Here is a 19,648-nt window from a genome sequence, read left to right as displayed (position 1 = left end):
CATGTCATTATTGGATTATTTTCGTTCCAACAAGAAACAGAACACCGCACAACTGGCCAAAGAGCGGTTGCAGATCATCGTTGCTCACGAGCGTTCATCCAGAGGGGGGCCGGATTACCTGCCCCAGCTCAAGCAGGATATCCTCGATGTGATCCGCAAATACGTCAACATTGATCCGGAGAAGATAACCGTTCAACTGGATCAGAAGAGTGATGAGCTGTCAGTGCTGGAGCTCAACATCACCTTCGCCGATGACAACAAGAAGGGATGAGCTGACGCCCTATGCGTGACCCCTTCCCCCAATGAAACCGGATCCCCTGGCAGGATCCGGTTTTTTATTGGCACAAAAACAGGTCACAGCGGCTCGCCTCATCTCGCCAAGGGGTCTGCCGACAGCTAGAATAGCGCCGCCCCGCAGACAGTGTCTGTGCTGGTACCTTTTTCTCTTTTCTGGAACAGACCGCTTATGTCTATGAATGACGAAATGCACAGCGTCGAGGAACTGCTCGATACCGCCCTCGAACTCTTTATGGAGCTGGCCTCTGACAACCTGCCGGAGCAGGAGATCGCCCGTTTCAATCAGGAGTTCAACGACCGCGGCCTGCTGGCCGAAACCGACCCGGCCGATGACTGGGAAGCGGACGTGGGTTTTGCGGTGAGCGACACCGACTATGCCGAGATCTGGGTAGGCCTTGGCAATGAAGAACAAGAGTATGAGCACCTGTTTGCCCGCATGCTGCTCTCCCGCCGTGTTGACGAGAAGTTCTGCCACATCGAATGGCTGCCCCAATAATTCCGGATCCCGATGATCCCAGCCACTATCAGTGGGAGTCAGCCCCTGCTGCCGTGGCCCCCGTGCGCCCATCTGCATCCCTTGGGCGCCGGGTGTTGAGGTGGGCAGGCAAGATCGCGCTGGCCGGGCTGCTCTGCTCGGTCGGCTCGGTCGCCTTGCTGCGTTTTATCGATCCGCCGATGTGGAGCTGGCGTATCGAGCGGGCCCTCTTTCCGCCCGCCAAGATCACCCAAGTACGCCATCAATGGGTAGATCTGGAGTCCATCTCCAAGGAGCTGCAACTGGCGGTGATCGCCGCCGAGGATCAGCGCTTTGCCGATCACAACGGCTTTGACATGGATGCCATCAACGCCGCACTCAAGCACAACCAGCACAGCGAACGGGTGCGCGGTGCCAGCACCCTCAGCCAGCAGACCGCCAAGAACCTCTTTATGTGGAGTGATCGCAGCTTCCTGCGCAAGGGGCTGGAGGCCTGGTTTACCCTGCTGATGGAGCTGGGTTGGGACAAGGCCCGCATTCTCGAGGTCTATCTCAATATCGTGGAGTTCGGCCCCGGCATCTATGGCGCCGAAGCCGCGGCCCGCACCTACTTTGGCAAACCGGCCAGCCGCTTGACCCGCTACGAGTCATCCCTGCTGGCCGCCGCCCTGCCCAACCCGTGGCGCTATCGGGTCAAGCCCCCTTCACCCTATGTGCAGAAGCGCTCGGTCTGGATCCGCCGTCAGATGGGGCAACTTGGCCAGATCACCCTCAATCGGGTGCATCAGGCCGACTGATCCTCAGGGCTCATCGGGTTTCTCCGGTGGGCCCAAATGGCCGCCTACCGTTTCGCGGTGAAGCGGCAGATAGTGCCACCACCAGGCCTCGCGCCGTCGCTTGATCTGTTGCCGCCGTCCCCGCTGTTTCATCCCCTCACTCCCTGCCAGCTGATCCGCGCCTTAACCATACTCCCCCAAGGGCAACTTGGACAGGCCAGGCGTCCCAGGCGCACTGGTCTGGCCGCCACAGCCAATAATTGTTACAGTAGCGAACCTTGATGTATCTGGAGTGATTTCATGGAACAGCGTACCCCGGATCAGCTGGTCGAATGGGCCTATGATCAGTTTCTTGAGCAGGCCGCCGATATGCTGGCCCCCGAACAAATAGTCGACATCACCCTGGAGTTTGAGCAGCGTGGCGCCGTGGAGGCGACACTGCCCAATGCCGACTGGTCGACCGAGCTGGGTGAGCCGGTCGATATGGAGCGCTGGGTCGAAGTGTGGGTCGGTTTGCTGGATCATCAGGATGAGTTTGAGGTGATCTTCGCCACCTTCCTGCTGCCCCGTCTGCTGACCGAAGATCAAGTGCATGTGCGCTGGCATCGCCAGCAGCAGGCATAAGAAAGGCGCCATCGGCGCCTTTCTTATTTCTATGCTCTTTTATTTCTGTTCTCTGCTAATCCTGCGCCGCGATAGCCTTGGCCAGACAGCGGCGGCACCAGCAAGCACTGGCCTCCTGCATTGGCAGAACCGGCAACTGGCTGCACCAGCACTGCGCAATGGTCTGACCGGCAGAGACGGCGCAATAGGCCGGTTCGCCACAACCCGGACAGAGGTGAGTACTTTTCGAGCCATTCAGCTCGGCCATCACCGCCAGCTGGGCCTTGCTATCCATCGCCGACCAGTGGCCGATCTCGCTCAGGGTGCGGCCACAACCAAGGCAAAGCCCGTCTTTCGCCTTGCAGAGGCCAACACAGGGGCTCGGCATCTTATTCGCTATCCTGCGCCTGCTCACCTGCTTGTACCTGCGCGGCACCGGCGTCGGTCAGGGTAATGGCGTTATCTTCGATGACAATCTTGCCCTGCTTGTAGAGGCCGCCGATCGCCTTCTTGAAGGTGCCCTTGCTCATGCTGAACAGCTTGTAGATGAGCTCGGGTTCGCTCTTGTCACCCACCGCCAGACTGCCGCCCTGCTTTTTCATCCGGCTCAGAATGCGCTCACCGGCATCATCGACCCGCGCCAGACCCGGCTTTTGCAGGGTCAGATCGAGCTTGCCATCTTCGCGCACCTGCTTGACCCAGGCGGTTTGCGGCCGACCGGTCATCACTCGGCCAAACACTTCGTTCTTGAACAGCATGCCGGGATACTGACCGTTGACGATCACCTTGATACCTAGAGGAGAATGCTCCCCCGGCAGCGCGGTCACTTCGTCACCGACCTTGAAGTTGCTGCCGGCCGGTGTCAGGAAACGCTCGATGCGGCTGGTGCCGACCATGCGTCCTTCGTTATCCAGTTGCAGACGCACCAGATAGACGTGGCCCACCTGCATCGGCTTGTTCTGCTCGCGGCTGGGCACAAACAGATCCTTTTTCATGCCCCAGTCGAGGAAAGCACCAATCTTGTTGGCATTGACCACTTTCAGACCGGCAAATTCGTCCACCATGGCAAACGGCTTGTCGGTGGTGATCACCGGCTCGCAATCGGCATCCAGATAGAGGAAGACCTGCACGCTATCCCCCTCTTTCACCCCTTCCGGCAGTTGACGCTTGGGCAGCAGCAGTTCACCGTACTCATCGGCCGCAAGCCAGGCGCCGCGATCTTCGAGTTCAACAACGGTGAGGGTGTTCATCTTGCCAATCTGTATCATGGTGCTCTCTTTTCTCATTACCCGGATGGGCCAATTGATCATGGCCCCTATGGGCGCGCATGTTACCTCAAGAGCGGTGATCCGGCCTAGTCCCCAAGCCACCACTGGCCGCCATTTCGCCCTTATCTTATCCGCCAATGGTGATTAAATCGCCAAACAGGCGGCCATTTGCTGCAAATAACCCCACTTTTAGGTAGACTTCGCGGCTGTTCAAATCCAGAGGAACTGTCGATGAACCCATCCACTCGTACCCGCCATCTTAATCAATGGATCCAGAGCCACAGCCAGCAAGACATGACCTACCCGGCCCTGCACGGTTTTCTCTGTGCCCGTCTGGTAGGGCCAGAGACCCCTGACTGGCAACGCCCGCTGGCTGGATTGCTGGAACAGGATGCCGAGTTGGATGAAAAAAGCGCAGAAGCCCTCAACCATCTGATCGCCGAGCTGGAAGCCCAGGCCGACGACGCCCAGCTGGCACTGCCGAGCCAATGCCGCCTGCCCAGCGATAACCCGGAGCAGGTGTTCGAGCAGAGCCATCCCCTCGGTCAGTGGTGCTACGGTTTCAGCCAGGGCTTTGCCACCTGGCCCAAGCCGAAGGATTTGAACGACCCGACCACCCAGTACCGCTTCAGTCTGGCCGCCGAGCTGAGCCTGTTTCGCGACAAGCAGATGGCCCAGATGCTCTATAGCGCCGCCGCCAGCGAACTCCCCTTTGTCGAGTTCTGCAAACGACAGCGCCAGAATATGAAAACCGCCCTCAACCAGTTGCTCAACCTCGACCAGTATCAGGCAGCTCCCAGCGCTGATGTCTCCCTCAATGGCGAACAGGCCCAACAGTGGCAGACCTGGTTCGAACTGGCCGACAGCTGCCGCGATCATCAGGCCCGCCTCGGCTGGTTCGAGAAGATCATCGCCGATGCCACTCCGCTCTTTGATGAAGCCTTTTGGCAGCAAATCGCTGGCCACGGCTGGAGTGCCCCCGAACTGCGCCCCCTGCTGGCCGCCAGAGCCGGGCGCGCCGACTGCCTGTTGCGGCTTGGCAAGCTGGGTGAAGCCAAAGCGGAGTATCTGGATCTGCTGACGATCTGCGTGGCCGATGAGCTGGGTTGCCGCTACAACCTCTCCACTCTCTATGCACTGCAAGGGGATTGGCAGGCGCTGGCCGCCCTGCTGGTGCGCTTTGATGAAGCTTCCAGCTGGTTGCTATACAACAAGGCGCTGATGGTCTTTGCCACCGAGGGTGCCGAGGCAGCCAAGCCCCATCTGCTGGTCGCCATCGAGGCCAACCCGCACATTCCTGCCTGCCTGCTGGGTCAGCGCAAGCTGCCCAAACAGGAGCCGCAAAGCTGGCAAGCGGGCAGCCGTGACGAGGCGGCGCTCTACGCCATCCACACTCGCGAGGCTTGGCTCAAGCAGAACGCCCTCATCTGGTTGCGTAAAGGCTGAACAGCGTTGGCTTAAAATCCCGTCGGTCAGACCCGGTTTTTCCTTGAGGGCGTGCGCCACCGCACATTTCATCGCAACCGGGTCAGACAAATCAGCTTGAGTTTCGTATCATCAATGTCAAAGTATCAAAAGAAACTGCATCTGATGCAGCCGTCACAGCAGGGTGTAATATGTCAAAAATCATAGCGTTACTCGCTCACTACCCGCCCTATCAGTTGGTACATGCCGCCGAGATGCTACGGGATACCTTCGAACAGTTTTATGAACAGCGTTACCAGCTGACCGTGCCGCAATGGCGCCTGATGATGGTGCTCGGCCCCAACTACCCCATCAGCCAGAAAGAGCTGGTCGAGGCGAGCGGCATGGACAAGGTGCGCATCTCCCGCGAGATCCGCCGTCTGGTCGAAAAAGGGATCATCTTCACCGAGAGCAGCGAGCAGGACAAACGCATCAGCCTGGTCTCCCTCACCAATGCCGGCCAGGCACTCTTCCTGCAGCTCAAGAGCGAAGCTGGCAGCTGGCAACATACCCTGACCGACTATCTGCCGAGCGAATCCCGCGAGGCGATCCGCCAGCATCTGCACAGCGTCAGCGCCGCCATCGAGCAGCTGCAATCACTGGATCGGGAGAAATAATCATGGATTTGAAAAAGTTCGCCACCATGGATATCAACATGCTGTTGAGCGTCGTCAATATGCAGCTGCGTGATCACTATGACGACCTGGATGATCTCTGCAAGGCGCAGGAGATCGATCAAGCAGCACTGAAAGCGCGGCTCGCCAGCGGCGATTTTCACTACCAGCCGGCGCAGAAACAGTTCAGATAAAGAGAGCTAGCGGGATCGGGATCACAGCGCCAGTGATGGCGCTGGCTCTGCGGTAAAAACCTGATATGGTCTGAAGAGCCCCAACAGGGTGATGCACGGATACATCACCCTGTCACAAGAGGGCATTAAAATCGTTTCAGGTGAGCAAACCAAGGATGACCCCATGATACTGATGACCCGACAGAGCCTGTTGATCACGCTCTGCACCCTGTTGATGATCAGCCTCTTCACGCCCCACTTGCCGCAAAGTACCGAACAGTGGCTGACCACCCTCTTGCTTGGCCTGCTGGTCGCGGTGGCACTGCTGCTGGTGCGCGGTTGTCGCCGCTTTATGATGGAGTAGTGACTCCGCCAGAGCGTCCATACCGACCGCTTGCCGCGATACTCTCTGTAGCAGCAACGTCTGTCACAATCATATCGAGCCAAAAAACAAACGCAGCCTGATGGCTGCGTTCTTGTATCTGGTGGGGCAACCCCTTGAAGAGATAACCCCTGACGGGATAGAGAGCCCTTAAATAGCCAGAGCCTCAAGCTGCGCTTTAGCCGCTTCCATCCCCTTGCTCTGGGCATCCGGGCCCATCCCCATCCCTTCGGCGTAGATGAAATCCACCTCTTTGATACCGATGAAACCTAGCACGGTACGCATGTAGGGAGTGACCAGATCGGTGGCGCTACCAACGTGCATGCCGCCGCGAGGGCTGATCACCAGCGCACGGGTATTTTCAACCAGACCGACCGGACCGGTCTCGGTATAGCGGAAGGTGACGCCGGCACGGGCAACCAGATCGATCCAGTTCTTCAGCTGGGTCGGGATGTTGAAGTTGTACATGGGGGCCGCAATCACCACCAAGTCGCTCGCTTTGAGTTCGGCGATCAGCTCGTCGGACTGGGCGATCACCGCCAGTTGACGCTCATTGAGGTTGTCACCACCGCGCAGGCCGGAGGCCAGCTCGCCATCCAGCACCGGCAGGTTGAGGGCAGCCAAATCACGCACGGTGACGGCATCATCCTGATGATCAGCCAGGAAGCCGTCGATCAGGGCGTTGGATTGGGAATATTGACCCAGGATGCTGGATTTGAGTACGAGGATATTGGCCATGGTGAAACTCCATTTGGTTGTCGGTTGAACAGCTGCGCTGTCGATAGAGGTCACTCTAAACATTGTGCTTATTTGCTGATAGCGAAAATAGATGCTCAACTTGTTCAAATTTTTTGATGAAAGGCCACTTCCTCGCCAGCCAGCCCTGCGGCCGTGCTTCAACCCTTGGCAGAACAAACGATTGCCGTTATGATCCGCCGCACTTTTTCCAGCGACCAGGATCCCATGATACCCTCGCGCAGGCACTCTCCTTTGGCCGGTGCAGTCTGGATGATGGTGGCAGGACTCTGCTTCGCCGCCGTCAACAGCCTAAGCCAGTATGTCAGCTTCAAACTCGGCCTCCCATCGACCCAGGTCGCTTTCCATCAATACCTGATCGCCCTGATCTGCCTGCTGCCCTGGCTAGTTCGTCATGGCCTGCGCCAATCCCTGATGACCAATCAGTTCCGGTTGCACCTGTTGCGGGTATTGTTGGCAGTGATCGGCATCCAGCTCTGGCTCTGGGCACTGGCGTACCCCGTCCCCATCTGGCAGGGGATCGCCCTGCTGATGACCTCACCGCTGTTTGCCACCCTGGGCTCCGCCCTGCTGCTCAAGGAGCAGGTGAGCCACGCCCGCATTCTGGCCACCCTGGCGGGCTTTGCCGGCGCCATGCTGATCCTCGCCCCCTGGACTGACGAATTCAACTGGGCCTCCCTGCTGCCGGTGGCAGCGGCGCTGTTCTGGGCCGGCTACTCCCTGATGGTGCGCTATCAGGCGGCCAACGAATCATCCCACACCATAGTGGTGTATCTGCTTATTTTCAGTACCCCGTTCAACGTCATGCTGGCCCTGCCGGAGTGGCAGTGGCCAAGCGAGAGCCAGTGGCTGCTGGTAGCCGCCTCCGGCGTGCTGACGGCACTGGCCCAGATGTCCATCGCCCGCGCTTACAGCGTGGCGGAGGCCTCCTTCGTACAACCTTTCGATTTTGCCAAGCTGCCGATGAACGTGCTGGCGGGCTGGCTGGTATTTGGCTGGGCGCCCCCCGGCCGTCTGTGGCTTGGCGCCGCCATCATCATTGGCGCCATTACCTTGCTGACCCATCTGGAGCAGCGCGCTCACAAACCCGTTTCCTGAGGTACGCCATGCGTGCCTCTTTTTTTGTCCGCTATTCGTGCGATAGCGATCATCAACAATGACCATCGACATCAGGAGAGATCGTATGTTTGGAACCGCAACCCGCCCCGGCGCCACCCGTGCCCTGCTGCTGGGCTCCGGCGAACTTGGCAAGGAGGTCGCCATCGAGTTGCAACGCTTCGGGATCGAAGTGATCGCCGCCGACCGCTACCCCAATGCCCCCGCCATGCAGGTGGCCCACGCAGCCCACGTGCTGGATATGCTCGATGGCAACGCCCTGCGTGCCCTGGTTGCCGAGGTTAAACCCGACCTCATCATCCCCGAGATTGAAGCGATTGCCACCGATACCCTGGCTGCCCTTGAGCAAGAAGGGGTCAAGGTAGTGCCCAACGCCCGCGCTACCCAGCTCACCATGAACCGGGAAGGGATCCGCCGCCTCGCCGCCGAGACCCTGGGTCTGCCCACCTCACCCTACCGCTTTGCCCAAAGCAAAGAGGAGTTTGTCGCCGCCGTCGAGGCTATCGGCCTGCCCTGCGTGGTGAAACCTGTGATGAGCTCGTCCGGCAAGGGACAGAGCGTACTGCGCGATCTCGCCAAGATCGATGAGAGCTGGACCTACGCCCAGGAGGGTGGCCGCGCCGGCCGTGGCAAGGTGATCGTCGAGGGCTTCGTTCCCTTCGAGTACGAAATCACCCTGCTCACGGTACGCGCCGTCGATGGCATTCACTTCTGCGACCCTATCGGCCACCGTCAGGAAGATGGCGACTACCGCGAATCCTGGCAGCCACAGGCGATGAGTGAACTGGCGCTGGCCCGCTCCAAAGCCGTGGCGGCCAAGGTGGTCGAGGCCCTCGGTGGTTACGGCCTATTCGGGGTCGAACTCTTCATCAAGGGGGATGAGGTGTGGTTCAGCGAAGTCTCGCCGCGTCCTCACGATACCGGCATGGTGACCCTGATCTCGCAGGATCTCTCCGAGTTCGCCCTGCACGTGCGCGCCATTCTGGGGCTGCCGGTCGGCACCATCACCCAGTATGGGCCGAGCGCTTCCGCCGTGGTACTGCGCGAAGGGCACAGCCCGGACATCCGCTATCAGGGAATTGGTGAGGCATTGGCGCTGGTGCCGGGCGCCCAGCTGCGGCTGTTTGGCAAGCCGGAGATCGCCGGTCGTCGCCGTCTTGGCGTGGCGCTGGCCCGCGCAGCGGATTGCCAGGATGCGGTGGAAAAAGCCAAAGCCGTGGCCGCCAAGGTCGAAGTACTGTTCTAAGGGCTTTTTTGCCACAGCAAAACAAACGTTTGCCGATGTGATCGGGCGCAAGGGGCATGGCAATGCCCCTTTTGCATTTCCCCGTCAGGCTTATAATCCCCTCTTCAAATTTGTCAGGAGTACAAGATGTTAGCTGCCGTGATCTTCGATATGGATGGTGTTCTGATTGACTCGGAACCCTTTTGGCAACGGGCCCAGATCGCCGTTTTCTCCGAACTGGGTCACCCCCACACCGTCGAGGATTGTGAATCGACCATCGGCGTGCGCATCGATCAGCTGGTCGCCCACTGGTATCGCCTGCGCCCGTGGAGCGGCCCAACTCAGGAAGAGGTAGTACAGCGCATTCTGGATCGGGTCAACGCCCTGATCCTCTCCGAAGGTCAGGCCAAAGCCGGTGTGCTGGAGGCGCTCGACCTTATCGAAGCCCGCGGCCTGAAAGTGGGTCTGGCCACCTCTTCCCCCTTTGCGATGGTAGAAGCGGTGCTCGGCAAACTCGGCATTCGCGATCGCTTTATGGCGGTTCACTCCGCTGAAGTAGAGCGTTTCGGCAAACCGCACCCGGATGTCTACATCCACGCCGCCGAAAAGCTGGGGGTGGAACCGGTACACTGTCTGGCCATCGAAGATAGCTTTACCGGTCTGCTGGCAGCCAAGGCGGCCTCCATGACCGCGCTGATCGTGCCGGATCCGGCTTTAGTGGGTGACCCACGTTTGGCCATCGCCAACTACCAGCTAAGCTCGCTGGCCGAGCTCAATGCCGACATGTTGGCCAGCTGGGTCAAGTAGCGCCTATCGGCGCCTTGTTGCGCTCGCGTCCTCATACCCGCAGGGGGCTTCAGCCCCCTGTTATTGCCAGACAAAACCGTTGGCAATCCCTCCTCTTTTCACTCGTCATTCACAACCAGATTGTTCCTCTCGCACACGACCAGTCCAACCGGTTGCACCTTGCCATCCCTCAGGCTTGATCTCTGTCATAAACGTGCGTTTGCTCGCGGTTAACCCCCTGCAGCCCGACTAGAATCAGGGTAGATAGGCGGCCCCAGGGCCCGAGGAGGTTATCATGATCGAGTACACCAGCAAGCGCATCGTCTGCCCCCACTGCGGCCACCATACCCGGGTCGAGCTGGATGCCAGCCAGGGTGATCAGGAGTTTTACGAAGATTGCATGGCCTGTTGCAATCCGATCCACCTGCGGCTTCACCGCGACGAAGCCCGCGACTGTTTGCAGTTGTTTGTGGATGCAGACGACGAGCAACTGTTTTGATTGCGAGTCACAAAAGGCCGAGCAGCTGTTTTGCCTGCAAGTCGCAAAGAGTTGAGCAGATGTTGTGACTGCGAGTAATGGAAAGTTGAGTGGATATTTTCACCATGTAAATAACAAGGGCCTGCACACTGCAGGCTCTTGCTTATGAGGCGATTGAAACCGAGCCGTTTCCTTTCAGTGACCCCCGCGCGCCGCCAGCCCCCGCTCCACGGTATCGACGATGGCCTGAGTCTGGGGATCGATCTCGATATTAGTCTGCCAGCCAGCCTTGACCCAACCCAGGTTGGTGCGGGCCAGGGTCTCGGGGATCAAGTGAACGCAAAACTCCCGCTCCCGCTCGCGCACCTCACCTATGGTCAGGCTGATGCCGTCGATGCCGATGTATCCCTTGGTCAGCACATATTTCATCAGCTCGGGAGCAAGGCGATACCACACCTGACGGTTGTTGGGTGTGTCGATCACCGAGGTAACCTCTGCCATGCCAATGATGTGGCCAGACATGGCATGACCGCCGATCTCGTCACCAAAGCGGGCGGCCCGCTCCACATTGACCTTGTCCCCCACCTGCAACAAGCCGAGATTGGTGAGACGCAGGGTCTCCTGCATCAGATCAAAGCTGACCAGCTCACCCTCGACCCGGGTGACGGTCAAACAGCAGCCGTTGTGGGCGACCGAAGCGCCAAGGACCAGCCCTTCCCCCCACGCCGGGCTTGGCATGCGGATAACATGGGTACGGAAGTTGGGTTGCTCCTCGATGGCCACCAGTTCGGCGGTCCCCTGCACTATGCCAGTGAACATCTCTCGTCTCCTGCTACGGCAAAAAGGGCAGGTTAACCTCGGGCAGAGGGTGAGACAAGGGTACAGGCTGACAAGCTTGCGCCCGATCGCTATAGTGACGCCGTTCACATCCGGGTAAACAAGGAAAAAAGAAATGCAGGTATATCAATGTTGTGAAGCGATCCGCATCGCCTATAACCAGATTGGCTCCGGCGAGCAGGGCTATGTGCCAAACGCCATCGCCGCTACTATCCGCGCCCTCAACGCGGTCGCCGCTGATGAGCGGGTACCCGCCGAGCTGCGCGAGCAGGCTGCCTATGCCGCTGCCAACCTGCTGATCAGCGATCACGAAGACGCCTGATCCTGCCCCTTGGGGTGGCAACTATTTCGTCCTGGCTGAATTTCAGGCTAGAATGCCTCCCCCACCCTTTGCACTTTCGTCCGAAAGTGCAAAGGCTCTTCCCGATTTCCGCTCTTTTTTACTCTTATCTGATCCACTCGGAGGTGTCAGTGCAACGTTATTGGTCCGAGGCGAAGCAGCTCGTCCGTCTAGCCAGCCCCATTCTGGTCGCCCAGGTGGCTCAGGTCGCCATGAACTTCGTCGATACCGTGATGGCGGGTCAGGTGAGTGCGGTCGATCTGGCCGCCGTGTCGGTGGCGTCCAGCTTCTGGCTACCGGTGATCCTGCTGGTGCAGGGGATCATCATGGCGCTCACCCCCATCGTCTCCCAGCTCAATGGCGCCCGTAAACGCGAAGCCATTCGCCCGGCCGTTCATCAGGGTTTCTGGCTGGCACTGATCGTCACCCCGCTGGCGATGATTGCGCTCTATTACAGCCCGCTGGCGTTGCAGTTCATGGATGTGGAGCCTGTGATGGCCGCCAAGACCACTGGTTACCTGCACGCCATCCTGTGGGGCCTGCCCGCCTTCGTGCTGTTCCAGGTGCTGCGCAACTTCAGTGAGGGGCTCTCCCACACCATGCCCACCATGGTGATCGGCTTTGTCGGGCTGGCGGTCAATATTCCCGCCAACTACATCTTCATCCACGGTCACTTCGGCATGCCCAAGCTTGGCGGGGTGGGTTGTGGCGTGGCCACGGCAATCGTGCTGTGGGCCATGCTGCTGGCGATGATCCTCTATGTGAAGCTCTCCCGTCACTTCACCGAGATCCGGCTCTTCTCCCAGCTGGCTCGCCCCAACGGCAGCCGGATCTGGCGCTTGTTCCGCTTAGGGTTCCCCATCGCCATGGCGATCTTCTGCGAGGTGACCCTGTTTACCGTGGTGGCCCTGATGCTGGCCCCCTTCGGCGCCGAGACGGTGGCGAGCCACCAGATTGCGCTGAACTTCTCCAGCCTGGTCTTTATGCTGCCCCTCTCCATCGGGGTGGGTGTCACCATCCGGGTCGGTCACAGCATCGGCGAAGGGCAGCCCCATCATGCTCGGGTGGCGGCTCGCACCGGCTTGATGCTGGGGATGGCCATTGCCGCTGCCACTGCCGCCATGACGGTGTTACTGCGCGAGCAGATCGCCTCCATCTATACCGATGATCAGCAGGTGATCGTTCTGGCGGCCATTTTGCTGTTCTTCGCCGCCATCTATCAGATCTCCGACTCGGTACAGGTGGTCGCGGCCGCCGCACTGCGCGGTTACAAGGATACCCAGGCGATTTTCTACGTCACCATCGTCGCCTACTGGGGACTGGGGCTGCCCACCGGCATGATCCTGGGTCTGACCGACTGGCTGGTGCCACGGATGGGGCCGCAGGGTTTCTGGATCGGCTTTATCGTCGGCCTCACCAGTGCGGCCCTGATGCTGGGGGCAAGATTGCGCTACATCTACGGCCGTTTTGCCACTCCGGAGGCCTGCACTACCCTGTCGCGATCTCAGTAACAGGGCTTGGCAAGCGACAACTCGCCTGCAAAATCAACAGGCTGCGCAAGAACTGGGCAAACAGTCTCCTTTGTGCATATGGCCTGTTGACAGCCTTGGGGGGCATGGGTAGTATGCCGACCACGTCAGCAGCGCTGGCGTAGTGAAGTAAGAGAAAGTGGGTTTATAGCTCAGTTGGTTAGAGCACTACCTTGACATGGTAGGGGTCGTTGGTTCGAATCCAATTAAACCCACCACTTTTCTGTGATGCGTCCTTAGCTCAGCTGGTTAGAGCACCACCTTGACATGGTGGGGGTCGGTGGTTCGAATCCACTAGGACGCACCATTACAGAATACTGATTATGCGTCCTTAGCTCAGCTGGTTAGAGCATCACCTTGACATGGTGGGGGTCGGTGGTTCGAATCCACTAGGACGCACCATTCAGCATTGAAAGAAATGCAGATGTGGGTTTATAGCTCAGTTGGTTAGAGCACTACCTTGACATGGTAGGGGTCGTTGGTTCGAATCCAATTAAACCCACCACTTCTGCATAAAGAAATAAAAGTCGCATTGCGCACCCTGCGTCCTTAGCTCAGCTGGTTAGAGCATCACCTTGACATGGTGGGGGTCGGTGGTTCGAATCCACTAGGACGCACCAGATTATAAAAAGCCCGCTCATCGAGCGGGCTTTTTGCATTCTGCAATGCAGCCACTCCCCTGCCCCGCCAATCCGTTCAGCACTGTTCGGCAATGGCGCAAAGCCTTGTTCCCATAAAAAAACCGTGTCATCCGATGAACGACACGGGCCGGATAGATGCCGCCAGCGCCTCAGCTCTGCACGGCAATCTCGTACTTCTTTATCTTGCGATAGAGGGTGGCAATCCCAATCCCCAGCGCCTGTGCGGCCAGTTTCTTGTTGCCGAGCCGCTGCAGGGTCTCTTCAATCATCTGTTTCTCCATGCTCTCAAGGCCGCTCTCACCCGGAGCGGGTTCAGGCAGTTTCTCCGGCATTGCGGCGAGCGGAGCGGTGGCAGGCACATTGAACGCCGCATCCAGATTGGTCACCGGGATCGACTGGGCGGTGACGCGATGGGGCTCCTGATTGCGGATGATGTTGGGGGGCAGCAGGCTGGCGTCAATCACCTCGCCCGCCTGGCTGACGTTGACCAGATATTCGATGAGGTTGCTGAGCTCGCGCACGTTTCCAGGCCAGCGATACCCCTTGAGCAGCGCCATCACCTCGGGCGCCAGACCGGGATAGACAATGCCAATGCGGCTGGTGTGCAGGTTAAGGAAGTAGTGGGTCAGCAGCTCCACGTCCCCTTCCCGCTCCCGCAGTGGCGGCAGGTTGAGGGGGATGACGTTGATGCGGTAGTAGAGATCCTCGCGAAACTTCCCCTCGGCTATGTATTGATCGAGATGCTGGTGGGTGGCGGCGATGATGCGAATATCCACCGGCACCGGTCGGCTGGCCCCGATGGGGGTCACCTCCCGCAGCTCCAGCACCCGCAGCAGCTTGGCCTGCATGGTGAGCGGCATGTCGCCAATCTCGTCAAGGAACAGGGTGCCCTGATGGGCTGCCTGGATCAGGCCCTGCTTGCCACCGCTGGAGGCACCGGTAAAGGAGCCCTTCACATAGCCAAACAGCTCGCTCTCCAGCAGTTGTTCGGGAATGGCGGCACAGTTGATGGCAATAAAAGGCTTGTCCTGCCGCGGACTCAGGCGATGGACAGCGCGGGCCACCACCTCTTTACCGGTACCGCTCTCGCCACAAATCAGCACGCTGGAAGGACTCTGGGCGATGCGGTGCAGCAGTCGTTTGAGGGTGCGCATCGGCTTGCTCTCGCCGATCAGCTGATCGATCCGCACATCCGGATCCGGCTCCTGAACCTGACCGGAGTGGGACTGGTGAAACGCCATCAGAAAGAGCTGCTGGCCCTGCACATGATGTAGCTGGCCGATGATCAGCTCCTGACGACCTTCAAAAGTGATGATGTGCTGAAGATGACCACTCAGCCCCTGCTGGGAGAAGGTGAGCGGGCGGATCCCCACTTCGCGCCCCTGCAGCTGTTCCTGCTGGCAACCCAGATGATGGAGTGCCGCCTCGTTGGCGTAGAGCAGTTGACTCTTGTCATCGAGCAGCAGGCAACCCTGATCCATATTGGTCATCAGATTGAGGAACACCTTGTTGACCCCGTCCGACAGCCCGCGTGAATCGAGCAACTTGGCCACAAAGATGGTGGAGATGTGGCGCACATAGTCGCACACATCCTGCAGATTGTTGTTGAGGCGCGCCTGCTGCTCGTCGCTGAAGGCCACCAGACTGATCACCCCTATGCAGCGCTCGTCCACCATGATGGGCACCCCGAGGAAGGCGCGCTCACGGCAGCTCTCCTTGCAGGTACAGCCGTCACACACGGGATCATCGCTGGTGTGGGTAACGATCTTCTCCCGCTGATTATCAATCACATAGCGCAGCAGGCGGGAATCCCCCTCCAGCTGACGTCCGAAGAACTTGCCATAGGGCCCGGTGCCAGCCACCCGAACCATATCGGCATCCACAATCTCGACCTCAAGCTGCAGCACACTCGCCAGCATCTTGGCAAAGCGCAAGATGGTCGGCTGGATCTGCATCAACAGACACTGGTTGCTCACGGATCTCATCCATCATTCCTTTTTGTTCTTGTTATCTTCCCCCTAAAGGGAGTCATGCTGGCCAGATACTAAGGGATATCAGGGGGAACTACTTCGGGGGGGATCACGAAAAGGGAAAATGATCCGTATCCTCCACGACTTCAGAGGTACAGATAAAATTCAATAAAAACATAAAGATGAAAACACATGCAGCAAGATAAACCACTCGGAACAGCCAAGCCTGCTGATCTGCGGACGCCATCGATGGATCATGCTGAATGTGGGGAAAACAACCTCTGATATGGCATTTGGTTCACGCGCCGCGTACCTGTTTCAGGACTTGGCACTCATGGTCGAAATCCGCTTTATCTTGCGGCTGAATGTAACTTTGCCAGCGGGCAAACAGCTCGGCCGTCGGATAACGATGCAGACGAATACCGGTGCGATAGAGTTTGGGAAAGAGTGGGTCTGGCTGGGATCTCACGACCAGACCTCGCAGCATCTCGCCAGAGGGACTGGCAATCACCAGCTCATCCCCCTCTTTCAACCGCATGGCCCCCAGAATGCCGATGCCGCCGATGGCTATATCACGCACCACCACATAGGGTATCGGATTAAGCAGCTCCAGAAACCAGTTGCGACGGCGACATTCCGCCTTGTAACCGCCTCCACTGAGGATAAAACGGCGGTGTCTACGCCAGTCATAACCGGTAGGCAATGTCGGGTCATAGCGCGATTTTGTCTGCCCCACAGGATCAGATTGCTCACTTGTACTCATCCGGTTTCCCTCACTGGCATTGGTTAAACAGTGTCAGTCAGCTCTTTTTCAACTATAGCTGTCGCCGTTAGGCTCAGGGTCGGATACGGGGACGACAGATATATTACGGAGGCAATGATGGACAGAGATGGCATGGATGAGATACGAACGACTGCGGCTCGGTTCGATCAAGCAATAGACCAGTGAGTCGCACCGCCGCAGCGATGCAATCTAACTTAGCCGGGCAGATGAAGTGCCAGCCAAACCGCCAGCGGGATCACCAGCACAGAGAGGGCATTGCCGCCGAGCACGATACTGGCCACCTTGTCCGGCTGGCAGTGATACTGTTCGCAGAGCATGTAATTCAAGACCGCAGGGGGCAAGGAAACCGACAACATCAACAGCGGGATCCACTCCGTCTTGAGCGGCAACAGCCAGATCGCCAGCAGCAGCGACAATCCCCCCGCCAGCAGATAGAGCAGGTTGCACTTGAGCGCGAGGCCAAGGTGATCGAGCTCCCCCTCCATCAGGCGAATACCCAGCGCAAAGAGCATCAGGGGCACCGAGATCTGGCCGAGCAGCGAGGCCGTGGTCACCACATATTCCGGCAGCGTGATATGCAGGTTGGCCACTAGCAAACCGGCCAGCGCGGCCCACAACACCGGGCTGCGCAGCCACAGCCAGCGGGAGGTATTGGCCGAGAGGATAAACATGCCGACCGAGAAGTGCAGCAGATTGGAGAGCACAAAGAGGATCACGATGGCCCCCAGTTGCTGCTCGCCAAATGCCAGCACCATCAAGGGGATACCGAGATTGCCGGTATTTCGGAACATGGCGGGCAAGATCAGGGCTGCCCGCTCAATTCCTTTGAGTTTGAGCAGCGCGAGCAGCAGACCGGGTAACAGAATAACCAGCGCCCCCGCCGCAATCAGCGGCATATGCTCCGCCAGCGCCAGCGGATACTTGACCAGCGCGGAGAAGACCAGCGCCGGGGTAAACAGCTCGATATTGGCCCGATTGACGTAACCGAGCGCGGCCCCCGGTCGCAATCGCCCGTAGAGGGCGCCGAGCCCGACCACACCGAACACCGGAATGACGATATTGAGCAAGGCGCTGAACATGGGCGGCGTCCGTTACAGTTCGCGGGCCGGTTTGCCCATCAGCACCACCGGATCCAGCGTCACTTCCAGTGCGCCGTTACTGACCCAGAGCTGACCATCGGAGATAGTGCAGGTGAGCTGCATGGTGCGCTCGACCATGGCGGTGAGCGGCAGAGTCTGGCTGTCGGAGAGTTCGATGATGCTGAGGTTGTCATGCTGGCTCAGCTTGCCCTGGTTCTGCTTCCACCAGACGCTGGTGCCACGACCGCCGTAGAGGTAGAGCACCACCTGACGGGCGCGGTTGCAGGCTTTTTTGAGCCGTTTTTCATCGGGTTGGCCCAGCTCGATCCAGAGCTCTATTTCGTCCGAGTAGTTCTTGCACCAGAGCTCGGGTTCATCATCGGCGCTCAATCCCTTGGTGAATTCCAGTCGCTCGGCGGCGTGCCAGGCAAAGGCCGCCAGCCGGATCATCATCCGCTCATCGGTTTCGGAGGGGTGGCGCGCCAGCGTGAGGGAGAAGTCCTGATACAGATTGCGATCCATATCAGACAAACTGATCTGGGCCTTGAATACGGTTGCCTTGAGAGCCATAGAAAACCTTGAACACCTGATAAGAGAAGGGTGAGTGGGAAATACGGGCGCCAGTGTAATCAAAATCGGCGGCAGGTTCGACCATCCGGACCAAAGATTTCCCCTTCCCTGCCGGGATAAGTGCTTTAAAAAACACAAAAAACAAATGCCAGTCCGAAGACTGGCATTTGGCGGCATGGAGAAGCGACTCACTTCTCGGCGGACTGTACCCCGAACGCATTCAGCAGCATGCAACAGGTCACTGCCACCGCCACGAATCCGCTCAGAAAGATAAAGGGCATGGCCCCGTATCCCAGTACTGTCCAGATGGTGTGTTCAAGAAGACTCATTGTTGTGTCCTTCATCCGGTGAAAGGTGTGTTCCTTCTGGCGGATATTGGCTCCGCTCTTGATGCCTCCATTTGACCTCAATCAGCGGTTGGGTCCTATGCCACCAAAGTGATAAATGCAGGGTTCATTTGCGCTGGATCAAGCTTTTTGGCCAAATATCCATGCAGTTCAAGCAATTACCACCAGCAATCAAGGATAGACACGAACACGGCAGAATAAAAAAACGCGCCGGATGGCGCGTTTCTTGGACAGCACAGGCAAGGGATCAGTTGTCGCACAGATCGCTTGGCATGTCCTGACGCAGACGTGTCCACAGCTTGCCGGACTCGATACCGTACTGACGCACTGTCATAAAGACGGCTTCGTGGTTCTTGGTCTCCGCCAGATTGAGCAGGGTCTTGTAATAGGCATCTGCGGTCTCGCGGGCCTGCTTGTCGGAGAAGTAGTAGCTGCCGACTCTGCTATACAACCCTTTGAAACCGTTCAGGATCAAAGCGTAGATCGGATTGCCGGAAGCAAACGCCAGCTGGTGGTGCAGGCGATAATCGAACTCGGCATAAGCCTGGGCGTTGTTCTCGACCCCATCGGCACCACGCAGGATCTCGGCGGCCTGCTCCGGATTGTGACGGATCGCCCCGCGGATAAAGATGGTGCAGATGTGGGTACGGGCTGAGAGCAGCTGAGCTATCAGATCAGGTACCTTGTCCTGATCCAGACGAGCCAACGTCTCCAGAATATTGAGGCCGGAGGTTTCCCAGAAATTGTTCACCTTGGTCGGCTTGCCATGCTGTATGGTCAACCAGCCATCACGGGCCAGTCGCTGCAGCACTTCGCGCAAGGTCGTCCGCGTCACACCGATCAACTCGGATAATTCACGCTCGGCGGGCAGAATAGATCCGGGAGGAAAGCGATTGTTCCAGATGGACTCGATGATGTATTCCTCGGCAAACCCAGCTGGGCTCTGCGCTTTTATAACCATGAATTGACTCTGTTGTAATGCGTAAAAAGGCTGACGAATGATATCAAAGCGATGATGGCTGGCAAGCATAAGGTCAGTCCTCTGCTCACATATGGCAAATATAGTGTTGGGAATATATATCTAATCGCCACGAGGGAGCCAGCCAACCCCGACAAGGTGGTTATAAAACAGACACAT

At 58.4% G+C, this 19,648-nt stretch carries 25 protein-coding genes and 5 tRNA genes; 19 read left to right on the top strand and 11 right to left on the bottom strand.

Annotated elements, in window-relative coordinates; genetic code table 11:
• The first annotated feature begins 1 nt into the window (after position 1).
• The 3 genes from minE to mtgA all read left to right on the top strand — a co-directional run bounded on the left by minE (position 2) and on the right by mtgA (position 1,569).
• Entirely contained in the window at positions 2-271 is a 270-nt protein-coding gene (minE, locus tag G5367_RS00330) for a cell division topological specificity factor MinE (RefSeq protein ID WP_005345779.1), read from the top strand.
• A gap of 195 nt (positions 272-466) precedes the next feature.
• A complete protein-coding gene (locus G5367_RS00325; RefSeq protein WP_005352317.1) occupies positions 467-793 on the top strand; it encodes an HI1450 family dsDNA-mimic protein in 327 nt (108 codons plus the stop codon).
• Positions 778-1,569: a monofunctional biosynthetic peptidoglycan transglycosylase gene (mtgA, locus tag G5367_RS00320; protein ID WP_419772922.1), complete on the top strand. Its 792-nt coding sequence runs from the start codon at positions 778-780 to the stop codon at positions 1,567-1,569. Before G5367_RS00325 ends, mtgA begins: the two co-directional genes overlap by 16 nt.
• A 3-nt stretch (positions 1,570-1,572) precedes the next feature.
• On the opposite strand, the gene G5367_RS00315 is transcribed toward mtgA, so the two are convergent.
• Positions 1,573-1,701: a hypothetical protein gene (locus tag G5367_RS00315; protein ID WP_019445852.1), complete on the bottom strand. Its 129-nt coding sequence runs from the start codon at positions 1,699-1,701 to the stop codon at positions 1,573-1,575.
• A gap of 147 nt (positions 1,702-1,848) precedes the next feature.
• Here G5367_RS00315 and G5367_RS00310 point away from each other — a divergent pair, with 147 nt between their 5' ends.
• Positions 1,849-2,172 (top strand): HI1450 family dsDNA-mimic protein, encoded by a 324-nt coding sequence (locus G5367_RS00310; RefSeq protein WP_005336851.1) that lies wholly within the window; start codon positions 1,849-1,851, stop codon positions 2,170-2,172.
• A 55-nt stretch (positions 2,173-2,227) separates the two neighbouring features.
• On the opposite strand, the gene G5367_RS00305 is transcribed toward G5367_RS00310, so the two are convergent.
• Complete coding sequence (locus G5367_RS00305; RefSeq protein WP_005345788.1) at positions 2,228-2,539, bottom strand: DUF1289 domain-containing protein; 312 nt, start codon at positions 2,537-2,539, stop codon at positions 2,228-2,230.
• A 1-nt stretch (position 2,540) separates the two neighbouring features.
• Positions 2,541-3,419, bottom strand: a complete 879-nt coding sequence (locus G5367_RS00300) for a CvfB family protein (protein WP_005345791.1) — start codon at positions 3,417-3,419, stop codon at positions 2,541-2,543.
• Positions 3,420-3,650: 231 nt separating this feature from the next.
• On the opposite strand from G5367_RS00300, the gene G5367_RS00295 reads away from it, so the two are divergent.
• From G5367_RS00295 to G5367_RS00280, 4 genes are all read left to right on the top strand, one after another.
• Positions 3,651-4,865, top strand: coding sequence for a YecA family protein (locus G5367_RS00295; RefSeq protein WP_421243529.1), 1,215 nt, complete (start codon positions 3,651-3,653; stop codon positions 4,863-4,865).
• A 170-nt stretch (positions 4,866-5,035) separates the two neighbouring features.
• Entirely contained in the window at positions 5,036-5,500 is a 465-nt protein-coding gene (locus tag G5367_RS00290) for a MarR family winged helix-turn-helix transcriptional regulator (protein ID WP_005345795.1), read from the top strand.
• Between the two features lie 2 nt (positions 5,501-5,502).
• Entirely contained in the window at positions 5,503-5,691 is a 189-nt protein-coding gene (locus G5367_RS00285; RefSeq protein WP_421243528.1) for a DUF4250 domain-containing protein, read from the top strand.
• A gap of 163 nt (positions 5,692-5,854) precedes the next feature.
• Positions 5,855-6,034, top strand: a complete 180-nt coding sequence (locus tag G5367_RS00280; protein WP_005336860.1) for a hypothetical protein — start codon at positions 5,855-5,857, stop codon at positions 6,032-6,034.
• A gap of 168 nt (positions 6,035-6,202) precedes the next feature.
• Here G5367_RS00280 and G5367_RS00275 read toward each other — a convergent pair whose 3' ends face one another.
• Positions 6,203-6,790, bottom strand: coding sequence for an FMN-dependent NADH-azoreductase (locus G5367_RS00275; RefSeq protein WP_042055909.1), 588 nt, complete (start codon positions 6,788-6,790; stop codon positions 6,203-6,205).
• A gap of 225 nt (positions 6,791-7,015) precedes the next feature.
• Here G5367_RS00275 and G5367_RS00270 point away from each other — a divergent pair, with 225 nt between their 5' ends.
• From G5367_RS00270 to G5367_RS00255, 4 genes are all read left to right on the top strand, one after another.
• Complete coding sequence (locus tag G5367_RS00270) at positions 7,016-7,906, top strand: DMT family transporter (protein WP_164461759.1); 891 nt, start codon at positions 7,016-7,018, stop codon at positions 7,904-7,906.
• 85 nt (positions 7,907-7,991) lie between these two features.
• Entirely contained in the window at positions 7,992-9,170 is a 1,179-nt protein-coding gene (purT, locus tag G5367_RS00265) for a formate-dependent phosphoribosylglycinamide formyltransferase (protein WP_421243527.1), read from the top strand.
• A 126-nt stretch (positions 9,171-9,296) separates the two neighbouring features.
• Positions 9,297-9,956: a hexitol phosphatase HxpB gene (hxpB, locus tag G5367_RS00260; protein WP_047440653.1), complete on the top strand. Its 660-nt coding sequence runs from the start codon at positions 9,297-9,299 to the stop codon at positions 9,954-9,956.
• Positions 9,957-10,230: 274 nt separating this feature from the next.
• Positions 10,231-10,434, top strand: a complete 204-nt coding sequence (locus tag G5367_RS00255; protein ID WP_005336871.1) for a CPXCG motif-containing cysteine-rich protein — start codon at positions 10,231-10,233, stop codon at positions 10,432-10,434.
• Positions 10,435-10,608: 174 nt separating this feature from the next.
• On the opposite strand, the gene G5367_RS00250 is transcribed toward G5367_RS00255, so the two are convergent.
• Positions 10,609-11,232: a riboflavin synthase subunit alpha gene (locus G5367_RS00250; RefSeq protein ID WP_421243526.1), complete on the bottom strand. Its 624-nt coding sequence runs from the start codon at positions 11,230-11,232 to the stop codon at positions 10,609-10,611.
• 133 nt (positions 11,233-11,365) lie between these two features.
• Between G5367_RS00250 and G5367_RS00245 the strand changes: the two genes are divergently transcribed.
• The 7 genes from G5367_RS00245 (at position 11,366) to G5367_RS00215 (ending at position 13,739) form a co-directional block, all read left to right on the top strand.
• The gene (locus tag G5367_RS00245) at positions 11,366-11,572 is read left to right on the top strand and encodes a YaeP family protein (RefSeq protein ID WP_005345813.1); all 207 of its coding nucleotides are present in this window, start codon (positions 11,366-11,368) and stop codon (positions 11,570-11,572) included.
• A 149-nt stretch (positions 11,573-11,721) separates the two neighbouring features.
• Positions 11,722-13,101, top strand: coding sequence for an MATE family efflux transporter (locus tag G5367_RS00240; RefSeq protein WP_005360967.1), 1,380 nt, complete (start codon positions 11,722-11,724; stop codon positions 13,099-13,101).
• A gap of 159 nt (positions 13,102-13,260) precedes the next feature.
• Positions 13,261-13,337: transfer RNA gene (locus tag G5367_RS00235), tRNA-Val, on the top strand.
• Between the two features lie 12 nt (positions 13,338-13,349).
• Positions 13,350-13,426 (top strand) — tRNA-Val (locus tag G5367_RS00230).
• 18 nt (positions 13,427-13,444) lie between these two features.
• A tRNA-Val gene (locus G5367_RS00225) sits at positions 13,445-13,521 on the top strand.
• Positions 13,522-13,547: 26 nt separating this feature from the next.
• Positions 13,548-13,624, top strand: a tRNA-Val gene (locus G5367_RS00220).
• A 38-nt stretch (positions 13,625-13,662) separates the two neighbouring features.
• Positions 13,663-13,739, top strand: a tRNA-Val gene (locus G5367_RS00215).
• 170 nt (positions 13,740-13,909) lie between these two features.
• Here G5367_RS00215 and G5367_RS00210 read toward each other — a convergent pair.
• From G5367_RS00210 to fadR, 6 genes are all read right to left on the bottom strand, one after another.
• Positions 13,910-15,745 carry a sigma 54-interacting transcriptional regulator gene (locus G5367_RS00210; protein WP_421204961.1) on the bottom strand — a complete coding sequence of 612 codons (1,836 nt, stop codon included), beginning with the start codon at positions 15,743-15,745 and terminating at the stop codon, positions 13,910-13,912.
• A 283-nt stretch (positions 15,746-16,028) separates the two neighbouring features.
• Positions 16,029-16,493 (bottom strand): hypothetical protein, encoded by a 465-nt coding sequence (locus tag G5367_RS00205; protein ID WP_421243525.1) that lies wholly within the window; start codon positions 16,491-16,493, stop codon positions 16,029-16,031.
• 215 nt (positions 16,494-16,708) lie between these two features.
• On the bottom strand, positions 16,709-17,593 hold the full coding sequence (locus tag G5367_RS00200; protein ID WP_005360972.1) for an AEC family transporter: 885 nt from the start codon (positions 17,591-17,593) through the stop codon (positions 16,709-16,711).
• A 12-nt stretch (positions 17,594-17,605) separates the two neighbouring features.
• Positions 17,606-18,163 carry a YaeQ family protein gene (locus G5367_RS00195; protein WP_005336887.1) on the bottom strand — a complete coding sequence of 186 codons (558 nt, stop codon included), beginning with the start codon at positions 18,161-18,163 and terminating at the stop codon, positions 17,606-17,608.
• A gap of 188 nt (positions 18,164-18,351) precedes the next feature.
• Positions 18,352-18,492, bottom strand: a complete 141-nt coding sequence (locus G5367_RS00190) for a TIGR02808 family protein (protein WP_005345965.1) — start codon at positions 18,490-18,492, stop codon at positions 18,352-18,354.
• A gap of 265 nt (positions 18,493-18,757) precedes the next feature.
• Positions 18,758-19,471, bottom strand: coding sequence for a fatty acid metabolism transcriptional regulator FadR (gene fadR / locus G5367_RS00185; protein ID WP_026034983.1), 714 nt, complete (start codon positions 19,469-19,471; stop codon positions 18,758-18,760).
• Between the last annotated feature and the right edge of the window lie 177 nt (positions 19,472-19,648).

Source organism: Aeromonas sp. 604282, from assembly GCF_049170575.1.
In the GTDB taxonomy this organism is placed as follows: Bacteria; Pseudomonadota; Gammaproteobacteria; order Enterobacterales; family Aeromonadaceae; genus Aeromonas; species Aeromonas veronii_A.
Note: the sequence above shows the minus strand (reverse complement) of the source record. Positions and strands in the feature narration are given on the sequence as shown.